At 71.0% G+C, this 14,405-nt stretch carries 14 protein-coding genes; 6 read left to right on the top strand and 8 right to left on the bottom strand.

Translation table 11 applies throughout. The features are described from left to right. Positions 1 to 33 precede the first annotated feature (33 nt). The 3 genes from ACX12L_RS17870 to ACX12L_RS17860 all read left to right on the top strand — a co-directional run bounded on the left by ACX12L_RS17870 (position 34) and on the right by ACX12L_RS17860 (position 1,435). Entirely contained in the window at positions 34 to 735 is a 702-nt protein-coding gene (locus tag ACX12L_RS17870; RefSeq protein ID WP_459263819.1) for a glutathione binding-like protein, read from the top strand. Positions 736 to 855: 120 nt separating this feature from the next. Then, positions 856 to 1,140, top strand: a complete 285-nt coding sequence (locus ACX12L_RS17865) for a ribbon-helix-helix protein, CopG family (RefSeq protein WP_459263802.1) — start codon at positions 856 to 858, stop codon at positions 1,138 to 1,140. 1 nt (position 1,141) lies between these two features. Continuing rightward, on the top strand, positions 1,142 to 1,435 hold the full coding sequence (locus tag ACX12L_RS17860; RefSeq protein ID WP_459263801.1) for a type II toxin-antitoxin system RelE/ParE family toxin: 294 nt from the start codon (positions 1,142 to 1,144) through the stop codon (positions 1,433 to 1,435). Between the two features lie 166 nt (positions 1,436 to 1,601). On the opposite strand, the gene ACX12L_RS17855 is transcribed toward ACX12L_RS17860, so the two are convergent. Then, the gene (locus tag ACX12L_RS17855) at positions 1,602 to 2,306 is read right to left on the bottom strand and encodes a YebC/PmpR family DNA-binding transcriptional regulator (protein ID WP_459263800.1); all 705 of its coding nucleotides are present in this window, start codon (positions 2,304 to 2,306) and stop codon (positions 1,602 to 1,604) included. Between the two features lie 250 nt (positions 2,307 to 2,556). On the opposite strand from ACX12L_RS17855, the gene ACX12L_RS17850 reads away from it, so the two are divergent. Further along, positions 2,557 to 3,543 (top strand): threo-3-hydroxy-L-aspartate ammonia-lyase, encoded by a 987-nt coding sequence (locus tag ACX12L_RS17850; RefSeq protein WP_459263799.1) that lies wholly within the window; start codon positions 2,557 to 2,559, stop codon positions 3,541 to 3,543. An 87-nt stretch (positions 3,544 to 3,630) separates the two neighbouring features. Then, a complete protein-coding gene (gene upp, locus ACX12L_RS17845) occupies positions 3,631 to 4,260 on the top strand; it encodes a uracil phosphoribosyltransferase (protein ID WP_459263798.1) in 630 nt (209 codons plus the stop codon). Positions 4,261 to 4,333: 73 nt separating this feature from the next. On the opposite strand, the gene ACX12L_RS17840 is transcribed toward upp, so the two are convergent. The 3 genes from ACX12L_RS17840 to sbcB form a co-directional block, all read right to left on the bottom strand. After that, the gene (locus ACX12L_RS17840; protein WP_459263797.1) at positions 4,334 to 6,697 is read right to left on the bottom strand and encodes an AI-2E family transporter; all 2,364 of its coding nucleotides are present in this window, start codon (positions 6,695 to 6,697) and stop codon (positions 4,334 to 4,336) included. Between the two features lie 132 nt (positions 6,698 to 6,829). Continuing rightward, positions 6,830 to 7,678 (bottom strand): NAD-dependent protein deacetylase, encoded by an 849-nt coding sequence (locus ACX12L_RS17835; RefSeq protein ID WP_459263818.1) that lies wholly within the window; start codon positions 7,676 to 7,678, stop codon positions 6,830 to 6,832. Next, positions 7,650 to 9,086 (bottom strand): exodeoxyribonuclease I, encoded by a 1,437-nt coding sequence (gene sbcB, locus ACX12L_RS17830; RefSeq protein ID WP_459263796.1) that lies wholly within the window; start codon positions 9,084 to 9,086, stop codon positions 7,650 to 7,652. Before sbcB ends, ACX12L_RS17835 begins: the two co-directional genes overlap by 29 nt. A 46-nt stretch (positions 9,087 to 9,132) precedes the next feature. On the opposite strand from sbcB, the gene ACX12L_RS17825 reads away from it, so the two are divergent. Beyond that, entirely contained in the window at positions 9,133 to 10,458 is a 1,326-nt protein-coding gene (locus ACX12L_RS17825; RefSeq protein ID WP_459263795.1) for a lytic murein transglycosylase, read from the top strand. 70 nt (positions 10,459 to 10,528) lie between these two features. On the opposite strand, the gene ACX12L_RS17820 is transcribed toward ACX12L_RS17825, so the two are convergent. Genes ACX12L_RS17820 through ACX12L_RS17805 form a run of 4 tightly spaced genes read right to left on the bottom strand, consistent with a single transcriptional unit; the run spans position 10,529 to position 14,196 of the window. After that, the gene (locus ACX12L_RS17820) at positions 10,529 to 11,239 is read right to left on the bottom strand and encodes an ABC transporter ATP-binding protein (RefSeq protein WP_459263794.1); all 711 of its coding nucleotides are present in this window, start codon (positions 11,237 to 11,239) and stop codon (positions 10,529 to 10,531) included. Between the two features lie 4 nt (positions 11,240 to 11,243). Continuing rightward, entirely contained in the window at positions 11,244 to 12,443 is a 1,200-nt protein-coding gene (locus ACX12L_RS17815) for an ABC transporter permease (protein WP_459263793.1), read from the bottom strand. Continuing rightward, positions 12,440 to 13,591: an efflux RND transporter periplasmic adaptor subunit gene (locus ACX12L_RS17810; protein WP_459263792.1), complete on the bottom strand. Its 1,152-nt coding sequence runs from the start codon at positions 13,589 to 13,591 to the stop codon at positions 12,440 to 12,442. Before ACX12L_RS17810 ends, ACX12L_RS17815 begins: the two co-directional genes overlap by 4 nt. Then, on the bottom strand, positions 13,591 to 14,196 hold the full coding sequence (locus tag ACX12L_RS17805) for a TetR/AcrR family transcriptional regulator (RefSeq protein ID WP_459263791.1): 606 nt from the start codon (positions 14,194 to 14,196) through the stop codon (positions 13,591 to 13,593). The genes ACX12L_RS17810 and ACX12L_RS17805 overlap by 1 nt, the downstream gene beginning before the upstream one ends. Positions 14,197 to 14,405 lie beyond the last annotated feature (209 nt).

The raw sequence follows: 14,405 nt of genomic DNA, 5'->3' as shown, positions 1-14,405 counted from the left end.
AGCGCAAACAGCTATTGTTCGATGAGCATACCCATGATCGACCTGTACTACTGGACCACGCCCAACGGCCACAAGATCACGCTGTTCCTGGAGGAAAGCGGCCTGCCCTACCGCATCCACCCGGTGAACATCGGCCGCGGCGAGCAGTTCGCGCCCGAGTTCCTGCGCATCGCGCCCAACAACCGCATCCCCGCCATCGTGGACCAGGCGCCGGAAGACGGCGGCGCGCCGCTGCCGGTCTTCGAATCGGGAGCCATCCTGCTGTACCTGGCCGACAAGACCGGCCGCTTCATCCCGCAGAACCTGCGCGGGCGCAACGAGGCGCTGCAGTGGCTGTTCTGGCAGATGGGGGGCCTGGGCCCCATGGCCGGCCAGAACCACCACTTCGGCCAGTACGCGCCCGAGCCGATCCCCTACGCGATCGACCGCTACGTGAAGGAAACCGCGCGCCTGTACGGCGTGCTCGACAGGCACCTGGCGGACGGCCGCGAGTACATCGCGGGCGACTACTCCATCGCCGACATGGCCTGTTACCCCTGGATCGTGCCGCACGAGCGCCAGCGCCAGAATCTGTCGGACTTCCCGCACCTTCAGGCCTGGTTCGAGCGCATCCGCGCGCGCCCCGCCACCGAACGCGCCTACGCGCTGGCGCAAACGGTGAACGCCGCGCCCACCGTGGACGAGGCCGCGAAGAAAGTGCTGTTCGGCCAGGATGTGTCCACGGTGAAACGTTGACGCTCCTTCGTTCACGATGGACGCCGCATCGGCCATTGCAGCGCGGGCGGCAGAGCGTCATGTATCACAAATGCGCTACATTAACCTGGTTCCTTCCGCCTTGATGCAGGAGTTGCCGCCATGTCCACCACCACGATCCGCATCGACGATGCCTTGAAGGCCCGCATTGCCGCCGCCGCCGAGCGCGCGGGCAAGTCGCAGCATGCGCTCATCCTGGAAGCGCTGACCGAGGCCATGGAGCGCGCCGAGGTGGACGAGGAACTGCACCGCATTGCCGACGCACGATGGGCGACCCTGGTGCAAACCGGCCAATCCGTGCCGTGGGCCGATGCCCAGGCCTACCTGCAGGCCCGCGCCGCGGGCCGGGCGCCCGCCAAGCCCACGGCCCGCAAGCTGGTGCGGTGAGATGGCCCGCATCGAGCTGGCGCCAGAGGTCCTGGACGACTTCGAGCGCTTTTTCGAGCACATGGCACGCTTCGAGGTACCTGACGTTTCCAGCCGGCTGCAGGACATTCTGGACGCCCTGCAGGTGCTGGCGCACAGCCCGCTGATGGGACGGCCCGTGCGCGGCGGCAAGCGCGAGCTGGTGATAGGACGCGGCGCGCGCGGCTATGTGGCGCTGTACCGCTATCTGGCGGAGATCGACACGGTCTTCGTGCTCGCGCTGCGGGCGCAGCGCGAGTCGGGCTTCAAACACTAGGGATGCTCTGCACGAATCGAGCGGCAAGCGGGCGCTGCGGATCGGGATGCGCTGCCAGGCGCAAAGCGCAGCAATAGCCGAGCTATTGCGAGCATTTGCAACGCCGCAGACCGCCCGAGGCCGCGCAGATGCACGCGGCGCGACGATTCGTGCAGAGCATCCCTGATCAGTCCACCAGCCCAACGAACACGTTCTGCACGTCGTCGTTGTTCTCGATGCCGGCCAGGAACGCCTGCACCTCCTCCTGCGCCTCGGGCGGCAGGCTGGCCATGCTCACCGGGTTCCTGGCCTTGTAGCCCAGCTTGGCCGACAGCACCTTGAAGCCGAACTCGGGCAGCGCCTTGGCGACTGCGTCCAGGTCCGTGGGGTCGGTCAGGAACAGCGTCTGGCCGTCTTCCTCGCCGGGCTCGAAGTCCTGCGCGCCGGCCTCGATGGCGGCCAGTTCCGCGTCGGCGCCGGGCTGTGCGGGTTCGCCCTCGATCATGCCCACGTGGTCGAAGTCCCAGGCCACGGCGCTCATCTGGCCCTTGCGGAAGCACACGCGCATCTCCGGCGCCGTGCGGTTCACGTTGTCGGTCAGGCATTCCACCATCACCGGCACCTGGTGCGGCGCGAAGCCCTCGTAGATCACGCGCTCGTAGTTCACGGCGTCGCTGCCCACGCCCGAGCCCTTCTTGATCGCGCGCTCCAGCGTGTCCTTGGGCATGGACGCCTTGCGCGCCGCCTCGATGGCCAGGCGCAGGCGCGAATTGCCGGCCGGGTCCGCCCCCGCGCGTGCGGCAACGATGATTTCCTTGACCAGCTTGCCAAAAAGCCTGCCCTTGGCATCGGCGACCAGCGCCTTGCCCTTTGCCTTCCATTGCGCACCCATGGCTGCGAATCCTTTGCGTGGAGCCAACAAAAAATGCGGCCCGGAGCCGCGTCGGCGAAGTGTATACCCCGCCACCGGCGCGCACGCGGGGGGCTCCCTGGCTCTGGCCCAGCCAAAAACATCAAACTTGATAGCTGCCAGCGCTTGCCACAAGGGCACTTAGCGGTTTTTTCACTGAAAAAACCGGGCAGGCCGGCTATGATGCGCTGGCCTGTCTGCGCATTCCCTCCACGAGCCTTCGCCCACCGCCATGAGCCTGCCCCGCCCGCCCCTGCCCACCTACGAAGACGTCGCCGAAGCCGCCCACCGCCTCAAGGGCATGGCGCACCACACACCCGTGCTGCGGTCGAGCACCGCCGACGCGCTGCTGGGCGCCGAGCTGTTCTTCAAGTGCGAGAACCTGCAGCGCATGGGCGCGTTCAAGTTCCGCGGCGCCTTCAATGCGCTGGTGCAGTTCAGCGACGCGCAGCGCGCGCGCGGCGTGCTCGCGTTCTCCTCGGGCAACCACGCGCAGGCCATCGCCCTGTCGGCGCGCCTGCTGCAGATGCCGGTCGTCATCGTCATGCCCGAGGACGCGCCCGCCGCAAAAATAGCCGCCACGCGCGGCTACGGCGCCGAGGTGGTGACCTACGACCGCTTCACCGAGGACCGCGAGGCCATCAGCCGGCACCTGGCCAGCGAGCGCGGCATGACGCTGATCCCGCCCTTCGACCACGCCCACGTGATCGCCGGCCAGGGCACGGTGGCCAAGGAACTGTTCGAGGAAGTGCCGCACCTGGACTACCTGTTCGTTCCCCTGGGCGGCGGCGGCCTGCTGTCGGGCAGCCTGCTGGCCGCGCAGCGGCTGGCGCCGCAGTGCCGGGTGATCGGCGTGGAGCCCGAGGCCGGCAACGACGCGCAGCAATCGCTGCGCGCAGGGAAGATCGTGCGCATAGACACGCCCCGCACCATCGCCGATGGCGCGCAGTCCCAGGCGCTGGGCTCGCTCACCTTCCCCATCATCCACGCGGGCGTGTCCGACATCGTGACCGCCACCGACGCCCAGCTGATCGAGGCCATGCACTTCTTCGCCGAGCGCATGAAGATCGTGGTCGAGCCCACGGGCGCACTGGGCCTGGCGGGCGCGCGCCATGGCGGCGTGGCGCTGCGCGGCAGACGCGTGGGCGTCGTCATCAGCGGCGGCAACGTGGACATGGCGCGCTACGCGCAGCTGCTGGGCGCGGCGCAGGCGGACTGAATCCCGCCGCGCGCGGGCAGCCGGCGTGCAAAAATTCCGCCCCTGCCAACCATTTATTTCCCTCTACACCACGAGAGGCCACCGCCCATGAGCAACGTCCACGTCATCGACCACCCCCTGGTGCAGCACAAGCTGACCCTGATGCGCAAGAAGGACGCCAGCACCAACAGTTTCCGCCGCCTGCTGGGCGAGCTCTCCACGCTGATGGCCTACGAGGTCACGCGCGACATGCCGCTGCAGGACGTGCAGATCGAGACGCCGCTGGAGACCATGACCGCCAGGATGATCGACGGCAAGAAGCTCGTGCTGGTGTCCATACTGCGCGCGGGCAACGGCTTCCTGGACGGCATGCTCAACGTGGTGCCCGGCGCGCGCGTGGGCCACATCGGCCTGTACCGCGACCCGGCCACGCTGCAGCCCGTGGAGTACTACTTCAAGATGCCCTCGGAGATGGCCGAGCGCGACGTGATCGTGGTGGACCCGATGCTGGCCACCGGCAACTCGGCCGCCGCGGCCGTCGATCGGCTCAAGAAGCTCCAGCCCCGCTCGATCAAGTTCGTCTGCCTGCTGGCCGCGCCCGAGGGCGTGGCCACCATGCAGAAGGCCCACCCCGACGTGCCCATCTTCACCGCCGCCATCGACCGCGAGCTCAACGACCACGGCTACATACTGCCGGGTCTGGGCGACGCGGGCGACCGCATCTTCGGAACGAAATAAGGAGCATCTTCCTGGCATAGCCAGTTCCACGGCGTCTGCTGGCGTGGGGCACGCCAGTTTCCGAGGTGGCGGGCTACTGCGGCACAGGCTGGCCGACGGTGGCGGAGGGCGGCTGCGCGTCCGTGCCGCCCTGACCGGGCGCGCGTTCGCCGCGCCAGCTTGCCATGAGGTCGTCGGCCATGGCCTGCAGCAGCCGGGCCTCGCGCTCGTCGAAGCTGCGCGGCGCGGCGTCCATGAGGCACAGCGTGCCGAGCACGTGGCCTTCGCCGTCGCGCAGCGGCGCGCCCGCGTAGAAGCGCAGCGCGCGCTCGCGCAGCAGCGGGTTGCCGGCGAAGCGCGCGTCGCGCGCGAGGTCAGGCACCACCAGCGGCCCGCCGCCGGCCACCACGTGGCCGCAGAGCGAGAGCGCGCGCGGCATGTCCCCGCCGCCGTGCACGCCGTGCACGCAGCGCACGTGCTGCGTCTCGGCATCGACCAGCGAGACCATGGCCGTGGGCACGTCGAAGATGTCCGCCGCGCGCCGGGCCGCGCCCTGGCACAGCGCGGCCAGCGCGTCGCTGTGCAGCGCGCCGCTGGCATGCAGAGCCGCCACGCGCACGGCGTCGCCCTCGGGCACGGGGGCGTTCTCGTAGTGGTTGCTGGCGGATGCGCCCTGCATGCGGGTGATGCACAGCAGCGCCTCCTCGAACGAGGTGGCGACGGCATCGGCGCCGAACTGCCCGGGCGCCTCTTCGCCCGGCAGGCCATCGGCCCCGTTCAGCAGCGCCAATACCACCTGCACGTGCGGCCAGCGGCGCTTGACGCGCCGGCACAGGTGGCGCGCAGAAGCGGACACGGCGGCCGGGTCGGGCGCGAGCCAGGCGAGGCAGACCACCTGCGCGCCGTCCAGCGCGGGGCCGGCCTCGTGCTGCGCGCCGCGCGCGTGCGCCTGCGCCGGGCAGCCCTGCAGCTGCAGCGCGTGCGCCAGCATGCGCGCGGCAAGCTGGTCCACCTCCCACTTGCCGCCGATGCAGGCCACGCCGGGCCGCGCGGCGGCAATGGCGGGCGGCGGCGGGTACTGCTCGGCCAGTTCGTCCAGCAGCTCGTCCATGCCCTCCACCACGCGCAGCCGGTGGTGCGGCGTGGCCGCGCGTGCGTGGTCGCCCACGGCCATGCGCAGCACGGACAGGCCCGTGCCCGCATAGAACTCGCGCACCCCGCCCTGGGCGGCGTCGATCTGCTGCGCGCTCAGCTCGATGGCCTCGTCCGCGTCGCCGGCCAGCAGGCGCTGGTACACACGCGTGGGCCCGTCGAGCGCGGGCTGGCTGCCCAGCAGCACGTCCAGGAAGGCGAGCTGCGGCAGGTAGCGCCCCACGACCAGCAGGCACACGGTGAGCGGCGTGGACATGACCAGCCCCACCGGCCCCCACAGCGCCGTCCAGAACGTGGCGGAGACGATCAGCGACATGGCCGACAGCCCCGTGCTCGCGCCGTAGAGCCAGGGCTCGACGACGTTGTTGCTGATGAGCTCCAGCACCGCGATCAGCCCGATGGTCCACAGCACCAGGCTCCAGCCCGGATCGACCGCGAACGCCAGCGCCACGGGGAAGGCGCTGGAGATCAGCGGCCCCACGTAGGGCACGAAGCGCATCACCGCCGCCAGCACGCCCCAGAGCAGCGCGCCCGGCACGCCGATGAACCACAGCCCCGCGGCCAGCGGAATGCCGTAGGTCGCGTTCACCAGCAGCTGCATGGTGAGGTAGCGCGTGATGCGGCCGCCCGCCTCGTCCATCGCGTCGGTGGCGCGGTGCAGGTCGCGCCCCCACAGGCGCAGCAGGCGGTCGCGCAGGTCCACGCGGTCGAGCAGGATGAAGATCACGAACACCAGCACCAGCGCGGCATCGGCCAGCGGCCCGCTCACGGAGCCCAGCGCCGCCATCGCCTGCTGCGCGGGCGAGACGGGCGGGGGCAGCACCTGCACCTTCTGCACGGCGGCGGGCGTGGCGGGGGTGGCCGCGTCCACCTCGCGCTGCACGATGTCCAGCGTGCGCTTGGCGCCGTCGAACATGCCGGGCGCGCGCATCTGCTTGCGCAGGTTGCGCAGCTTGCCGCGGATGGTGCTCTGGTAGGAGGGCAGCTCGGCGCTCAGCGCCCGCGCCTCGTTGGCCACCAGCGTGGCGCCCGCGCCCAGCACCAGCAGCGTGGCCAGCACCACCGCGAGCACGGCGGCCACGTCCGGCACGCGCAGGCGCCTGAGCCGGTCCACGGGCGGCGCGAGCACGAAGCTCAGCAGGAAGGCCAGCGCCAGCGGCACGAGGATGGTGCGCCCGAAATACAGCCCCGCGATGATGAGCGCCGCGATGACGAGGCCGACCATCAGCCGCAGGCTGGGCACGAGCGATTCGAGCGCCGAGGCCCTGTGCGGGGGCAAGAGGGGATCCGGTTCGCCACGGTTCATGGTCTGGTCTTCTGGAGCGTATCGGCCTGGGGCCTGTCATTGTCCCCATGCCCCGGCGGCACCCGTGTAGGCCAAACGGCCATTTTTTGTCAAATCGGCCTCCAGCGCTCGCCTATCAAGCGCCAGCAGCTATCAATACGATAGTTGCTCCAGCGCCTGCCCCACGTCCGCCTCCAGCTTGAGCGCCAGCAGGCCGTCGGCGCGCGTGCGGCCGCGGTTGATGGCGGCCACGGGCAGGCCCCGCTGCGCCGCCGCCTGCACGAAGCGATAGCCCGAATACACCATGAGCGACGAGCCCGCGACCAGCACCGCGTCGGCGCGGGCCAGGGCGGCGTGGGCTGCATCGACGCGCCCGCGCGGCACGCTTTCGCCGAAGAACACCACGTCGGGCTTGAGCAGGCCGGTGCCGCAGCGCGGGCACGGCGGCACATCGAAGGATTGGAAGTCGCGCCCCTCCAGGTCGGCGTCTCCGTCGGGCGCGGCGCTGGCCGAAAGCGCGGCCCAGGCGGGGTTGCGCCGCAGCAGCTCGCGCTGCAGTTCGGCACGGGGCGTGCGCGCCTCGCAGTCCATGCAGCGCACGGTGTCGATGCGGCCGTGCAGGTCGATCACGCGCCGGCTGCCGGCGGCATGGTGCAGGCCGTCCACGTTCTGGGTCAGCAGCAGCTCGATGCGGCCCTGCCGCTCCAGTCGCGCGAGCGCATGGTGCGCCACGCCGGGCCGCGCGCCGCCCATCACGGGCCAGCCGGCGAGGCTGCGCGCCCAGTAGCGCCGGCGCGTGGCCGCGTCGCCCATGAAGGCCTGGTAGGTCACGGGCTGGGGGCGCTTCCAGTCGCCGTTCTCGTCGCGGTAGTCGGGAATGCCGGCCCCGGTGCTGCAGCCCGCGCCGGTGACCACGAACAGGCGCGGGTGGCGGCGCAGCCAGTCCCGCAGCGGCCCGATGGCAAGCCCCGGGTCACATGCCGGGGGCGATGCTTTCGGCATAGTCATACACCGCGCCCAGGATGGCCTCGGTGCGCTCGTCGTCGGCCTGTTCGCCCAGCGCGTCCAGGCGCTCGAACAGGGCGTCGAAGGTCAGGCCGCCGCCCTCGCCCTCCACCAGCATGGCGACGCGGTGCGCCTCCCAGCGCTCGCGCTCCTCGGGCGAGAGCGTCTGCGGGAAGTTGCGCGCGCGGTAGCGCCAGACCAGCTCGGCCAGGCGCTCGTCGTCAAACCCGGGGCGCTCGCGCGCGAGCTCTTCGGGCGAGAGCGCGCGCAGGCAGTTCAGGCGCCGGCGGTCCTCGTTGCCGAGGAAGCCGCCGTACAGGTCCTGGTCCACGTCCACGGGCCCCTCCTGCGGCCTTTGGAACACCTGGGCCCAGATGGCGCTCATGTCGGGCAGCCGGCGCGCGGCCTCGGCATGCTGCGCGGCCCGCGCCATGTCCAGGCCCCAGCGCTCGGCCATGGCGGGCGTGAGGGTGTTCACGTTGCCCACCACCATGGGCGACTTGTTCAGGTGCACGCTCTTGAGCGGCAGGCGCGTGACGCCCTCGGGCAGGTCGGCCGCGCGCGTGAACAGGCGCTGGCGGATCTCGTCGGCGGAAAGCGTGGCCAGCTCGGCCGGGTCGTGCGCCAGGTCCCAGGCCAGCAGCTCATTCTTGTTCGTGGGGTGGCTGGCCAGCGGCCACATCACGGCCAGGCACCCGCGCTCGGCGCCGAACATGCCCGAGACGTGCAGGAACGGCCGCGCCTCGCGCGCGGTGGCGGGCAGGCGCAGCTCGGCCGCCACGCGGTCCTTCTTGCGCAGGCCGAGCGCGAAGTCGAACAGCCGGGGGTTGCGCGCGCGCACGAGCCGCGCCAGCGCTATCGTCGCGCGCACGTCCGACAGCGCGTCGTGCGCGGCCTCGTGCGCAAGGCCGTTGGCCTTCGTCAGGTTCTCCAGCCTGAAGCTGGTCTTGCCATCGGCCACGGGCCACTCGATGCCGTCCGGGCGCAGCGCGTAGGCCAGGCGCACCACGTCCAGCAGATCCCAGCGGCCGCACTGGTTCTGCCACTCGCGCGCGTAGGGGTCCATGAGGTTGCGCCAGAACATGAAGCGCGTGATCTCGTCGTCGAAGCGGATGGTGTTGTAGCCCACGCCGATGGTGCCGGGCAGCGCCAGCTCGGCCTCGATGCGCGCGGCGAACTGGTGCTCGGGCACGCCCTTCTCCAGGCACTGCTGCGGCGTGATGCCCGTGATGAGGCACGACTGCGGGTCCGGCAGGTAGTCGTTGGCCGGCCGGCAGTACAGCATCAGCGGCTCGCCGATCTCGTTCAGGTCGGCATCGGTGCGTATGGCCGCGAACTGCGCCGGCCGGTCGCGGCGCGTGTCGGTTCCGAAGGTTTCGTAGTCGTGCCAGAGGAAGGTGTGCATGAGCTGGGAAAGTTGCAGCCGGAAACAAGGCAAGGCCCGAGTATGCATGGCCCGTGCCGTCACAATGGACGCCATGCGTTCTCTGCTTCTGCCCACCGCCATAGGCCTGGCGGTCCTTGCGGGCTGCGCCAGCCAGCCCACCCCACCCGCCCCCATTCCCGCCACGCCGCCACCGGCGGCCGCCACGCCCGCGCCGCCCCCCGCACCCGAGCCCGAAACCGAACCCGCCGCCAGCGGCATGGCGGGCACCATCGCGGGCTTCCACGCCTGGCTGGAGGCCTTCGCCCGAGAGGCGCTGGCGGCCGGCATCCGCACGCAGACCGTGGACACCATGCTGGCCCGCGCCCAGTGGCAGCCCCGGGTGGTGGAGCTCGACCGCGCCCAGCCCGAATTCACGCGAACGCCCTGGGCCTACCTGGACAGCGCCGTCTCGCCCCAGCGCGTGGCCCAGGGGCGCGAGCAGCGCCGCCTGCATGCCGCCGCGCTGGAGGCGGCCGAGCAGCGCCATGGCGTGCCGGCCAGCATCATCACGGCCATCTGGGGCATGGAGAGCAACTACGGCCGCAACTTCGGCAGCTTCTCCACCATCGACGCCCTGGCCACGCTGGCCTACGACGGCCGGCGCCGCGACTGGGCGCGCGGCGAGTTGCTGGCCGCGCTGCGCATCGTGGACCAGGGCGACATGGCGGCCGACGCGCTCGTGGGCTCCTGGGCCGGCGCCATGGGCCACACGCAGTTCCTGCCCTCGGTGTTCCTGCGCTTCGCGGTGGACGCCGACGGCGACGGCCGCCGCGACATCTGGGGCAGCGTGCCCGACGTGGCCGCCTCCACGGCGAACTTCCTGGCCCACTCGGGCTGGCAAAACGGCCAGCCCTGGGGCGTGGAGGTGCGGCTGCCGCCCGGCTTCGACTACGCGCGCGCCGAGCTGGGCGTGCGCCAGGCGAGCGACGCCTGGGCCGCCGAGGGCGTGCGCGGCATCGACGGCGCCGCCCTGCCGCAGCTGCCGGACGCCTCCGTCCTCACGCCCGCGGGCGCGCGCGGCCCGGCCATCCTGGCCGGCCCCAACTTCCGCGCCCTGCTGCGCTACAACAATTCGGTGAACTACGCCCTGGCCGTGGGCCTGCTGGCGCGCCGGATCGACGGCGGCGCGGGCCTGTCCGCCCCCTGGCCGCGCGACCTTCAGCCCCTGTCGCGCAGCAACGTCAAGGCGCTGCAGGAACTGCTCAACGCCCGCGGCCTGGACGCCGGCACGCCCGACGGCGTGGCAGGCCCTGCCACGCGCGCCGGCGTGCGCCGCTACCAGCAGAGCCTGGGCCTGCCGGCCGACGGCTACGCCACGCGCGAGCTGCTGCAGCGGCTGCAGGCGCCATGAGGCCCAAGCTCTTTCATTGATAGCTGACGGCGCTTGATGGACGGGCGCTGGAGCCTGTTTTGACTGAAAATCACTCGAACCCGCGCCCCTCGCCCGCCTCCTCGTGGGTCACGCCATCGCGTATGTGGTAGATGCGCTTGAAGGTGGGGATGATCTTCTCGTCGTGCGTGACGACGATGACGGCGGTCTCCAGGCGCCGCGCCATGTCGTCGAGGATGCGTATCACCGCCATCGCGCGCTGCGAATCCAGCGGCGCCGTGGGCTCGTCGGCCAGGATCACCGGCGGGCGGTTGACCAGGCCGCGGGCAATGGCCACGCGCTGCTGCTCGCCGCCCGACAGCTGCGAGGGCATGGCCTTGGCGCGGTGCTGCACGTCCAGCGCCGTGAGCAGCTCCAGCGCGCGCCGGCGCGCCTCGTCGTTGGGCATGCCGGCCAGCATGGGCAGCAGGGCCACGTTGTCGGTGGCGTCCAGGAACGGGATCAGGTAGGGCGCCTGGAACACGAAGCCGATCCGGTCGCGGCGCAGGGCGCGCAGGTCGCGGACCTTCCAGCCGTCGTCGTAGATCACCTGCTCGTCCAGCGTCATGCGCCCGGACGTGGGGTCGATCACCGCGCCCAGGCATTTGAGCAGCGTGCTCTTGCCCGAGCCCGAGGGGCCGATCAGGCCCACCACCTCGCCGGGCGCGACATGCATGTTCACGTCCTTGAGCGCCAGGAACGCCGTGTCGCCCGCGCCGTAGCGCTTGCTCAGGCGCTCTATGCGTATGCCCTGCCGTTTCACGGCATCACCCTATCGCCTGCGCGGGATCGACCCGCAGCGCCACGCGTATGGCCACCACGCTGGAGAGCACGCAGATCGCCATCACGGCGGCAAAGCCCGCCACGGTGTCGAACGGCACCAGCAGCACGTACTTCGGGAACAGCGGCGCGGCGAAGGTGGCCGTGATCTTGCCGACGACGAAGCCGATCAGGCCCAGCACCAGGGCCTGCTGCAGGATCATGGCGGCAATCGTGCGGTTGCGCGTGCCTATGAGCTTGAGCACGGCGATCTCTCGGATCTTGTCCATGGTCAGCGTATAGATCAGGAACGCGACGATGGCCGCGCTGACCAGCGCCAGGATCACCAGGAACATGCCGATCTGTTTGGCAGAGGTGGCGATGAGCTTGCCCACGAGGATGCCCTCCATCTGCGCGCGGTCGTAGACCGTCAGGCGCAGCCACGTGCGGATCGGATCGGCCACCTCCTGCGGCGTGAAGCCGGGCCGCAGGCGCACCAGCACGGCGTTCACCTGGCTGTTGCTGGTCTGCGAGGCGACCACCGCATCGAGCAGGTCGGGCACGGCCGGGCGGTTGAAGGCCGGGTTGGCCTCGGCGCGGCGGCGCTGCATGAGGATGGCGTCGTTGTCCTTGAGGAACTGCGCCTCCTGCGCATCCTTGAGCGGTATGAACACCATGGGATCGCCGGCGGACGACACCATGCGCCGCGTGAGGCCCACCACGGTGTAGCGGTTGCGGCGGATCTTCAGCACATCGCCCAGGCGCACGCCGGCGGCGGCGTCGGCCACGGCCTCGTAGTGCCCGCGCGTGATCTGGCGCCCCGCCACCAGCTGCGGCGGCCAGCCCGGCACGCCGGGCCCGCCCGCGGCCACGCCCACCACCATCGCGCGCACGTCCTCGTCGCCGCGGCCCACCTGCATGGTCAGGTAGGTGACGTTGGCCGCCTGCGCCACGCCGGGCATGGCGCGCAGGCTGCGCCACAGGTCGTCGGGCACGCTGGACGATTCGGCATAGGGGCCCAGAGTGTCCTTCTGCACCACCCACAGGTCGGCGCCGCTGTTGTCCAGCAGCACCCTGCCGTCGTCCACCATGCCGCGGTACACGCCGGCCATGGTCAGCGTCACGCCGATCAGCAGGCCCAGGCCTATGCCGGTGAAGACGAACTTGCCCCAGGCATGCAGGATGTCGCGCCCGGCCAGGCTGATCATGGAGACACCCCGGCGATGCGCTCGACCACGTGCACGCGGCTCTTGGCGCCCAGGGTTCTCTCGCTGTAGACCACGACGGCATCGCCCACGGCCAGGCCTTCCTGCACCTGCACCTGGCCGTCCAGATCGGCACGGCCCAGGCGCAGCGGCGCAAAGGCCAACTGGCCGTCCCTGAACTTCCACACGCCGCGCTGGCCGCCCACGGTGCGCAGGGCGGCGTTGGGAATGGTCGGCGCCTCGGGCAGCGGCGGCAGGCGCACGGTGACCTCGGCCAGCTCCCCGATCGGAGGCAGCGGCCGGGGCAGCGCATCGAAGACGACCTTGGCCAGCAGCTCCTCAGTCACCGCGTCGGCCAGCGGCTCGGTGCGCAGCACGCGCGCGGCCAGCGGCTGGCCGTGGCGCGAACGCAGCACCACCTCGGCCGGCAGGCCGGCCGCCAGTCCCTGGGCGCTGATCTGGTCGAAGCGCGCATCCACCCACAGGCTGGCGGGGTCCATGAGCCTGATCACCGCCTGTCCCGCCACGACGGTGGTGCCGGGGTCGGCGTCGCGCGCGGCCACCAGCCCGGCCACGGGGGCTACCAAGCGCAGGTTGCCGCGCTGCGCGCGCAGCGCCTGCAGCTCCGAGCGCAGGCGGCTCGCGTCCTCGCGCGCGGCCGCCAGCGCGGCGTCGGCCACTGCCAGCTCCTGCTGCCGGGTGGCGAGGTTTTCCTCGCTGGTCGCGCGCACGGACACCAGTTGCCCGTAGCGCCGTGCCTGGCTCTGGGCGTAGCTCTGCCGGGCCTCGGCCTGGCGCAGGCCGGCCTCGGCGCTCTTGATCGCGGCCTGCTGGGCGCGTATGCGCTCGTCCAGGTCCACGGGATCCATCTCGCCCAGCACCTGGCCCGCGCGCACCATGTCCCCCACATGCACGTCCAGGCGCCGCACGCGGCCGGCAGCCGTGGGGCCGATCTTGTAGATGTAGCGCGCCTGCACCGTGCCAATGCCCGACAGCGCCGGCGCCACTGCGCGCGACCGCACCGTATCCAGCGTCACGGCCACCGGCGCCAGCGGCCCCGAGCGCAGCACGACATAGACGAACAAGGCCGCCAGCGGCACGATGGCTGCAACCAGCGCCAGCGTGCGGCGCTGCAGGTGCGGAACCTTCATCACGCCCTCCCGATGCCGCGGCGATAAATGGCGAACACCTGCGCCGCATCGCGGCGCATGCGCGCCACGTCGCCCGCCAGCAGGGACTGCATCACCAGGCCCTGCACCGTGCCGATGAACAGCACGGCGGCGGCCTGCACGTCGAGCCCCGCATCCAGCTCGCCCTGCGCCTTGCCGGCCTCCAGCAAACCGCGCAGCCGCTCGCCGTAGTGGACGAGCAAGGTCTGCACCAGCTGCTTCGGGACGGTCTGCTCCTGCCGCTGCAGCTCGCCAAAAATGAGGCGCGGAACGCCCGGATGCTCGGACACGAAGCCGATGTGGGCCATGAACACCGCCTCCAGTGCCGCGACCGGCGACGCCACGGCCTGCGCCGCCATGTCCACCCGGGCCAGCAGGCGCTGCGCGACCCAGGACATCACCGCCTGCAGGATGGCGTCCTTGCTCGGAAAGTGGCGAAACAGCGCCCCCTGGGTCACCCCCATCTTCTGCGCGATGGCGGTGGTCGTGATGTCGACCGGATTCTGCTGCGCCGCCAGGGCGATCACCGCCTCCACCGTGGCGCTGCGCCGCTCGTCGGCCGGCAGGTATCTGGAATGTTCGGTCACGGTTTTCAAAAGAAAGTAATTTATTACTATCTTATAAGAGCCATGGCGGAATGCAAGCGCCGCGCTGACCTACTCCCAATTGCCGTGCCTGCGATTCGTCAGGGGTCCTGGGTGAAAGTTACTGGATCTCGTTGATTGAAGGGCCGGGTTGCCGAGCAGCGCCGATGTACGTCAGATCCCTGACCCAGGCCAGGTTGGCCCCCGAGGAG

It is taken from the genome of Alicycliphilus sp. T452, assembly GCF_054512775.1.
The sequence above is the reverse complement of the archived record's forward strand: the minus strand, read 5'-3'. Positions and strand labels throughout refer to the sequence as shown.

Coding starts and splice junctions, on each gene's coding strand:
- ACX12L_RS17870 (WP_459263819.1), top strand. CDS start 34: ATGATCGACCTGTACTACTGGACCACGCCCAACGGCCACAAGATCACG.
- ACX12L_RS17865 (WP_459263802.1), top strand. CDS start 856: ATGTCCACCACCACGATCCGCATCGACGATGCCTTGAAGGCCCGCATT.
- ACX12L_RS17860 (WP_459263801.1), top strand. CDS start 1,142: ATGGCCCGCATCGAGCTGGCGCCAGAGGTCCTGGACGACTTCGAGCGC.
- ACX12L_RS17855 (WP_459263800.1), bottom strand. CDS start 2,306: ATGGGTGCGCAATGGAAGGCAAAGGGCAAGGCGCTGGTCGCCGATGCC.
- ACX12L_RS17850 (WP_459263799.1), top strand. CDS start 2,557: ATGAGCCTGCCCCGCCCGCCCCTGCCCACCTACGAAGACGTCGCCGAA.
- upp (WP_459263798.1), top strand. CDS start 3,631: ATGAGCAACGTCCACGTCATCGACCACCCCCTGGTGCAGCACAAGCTG.
- ACX12L_RS17840 (WP_459263797.1), bottom strand. CDS start 6,697: ATGAACCGTGGCGAACCGGATCCCCTCTTGCCCCCGCACAGGGCCTCG.
- ACX12L_RS17835 (WP_459263818.1), bottom strand. CDS start 7,678: ATGCCGAAAGCATCGCCCCCGGCATGTGACCCGGGGCTTGCCATCGGG.
- sbcB (WP_459263796.1), bottom strand. CDS start 9,086: ATGCACACCTTCCTCTGGCACGACTACGAAACCTTCGGAACCGACACG.
- ACX12L_RS17825 (WP_459263795.1), top strand. CDS start 9,133: ATGGCCCGTGCCGTCACAATGGACGCCATGCGTTCTCTGCTTCTGCCC.
- ACX12L_RS17815 (WP_459263793.1), bottom strand. CDS start 12,443: ATGATCAGCCTGGCCGGGCGCGACATCCTGCATGCCTGGGGCAAGTTC.
- ACX12L_RS17810 (WP_459263792.1), bottom strand. CDS start 13,591: ATGAAGGTTCCGCACCTGCAGCGCCGCACGCTGGCGCTGGTTGCAGCC.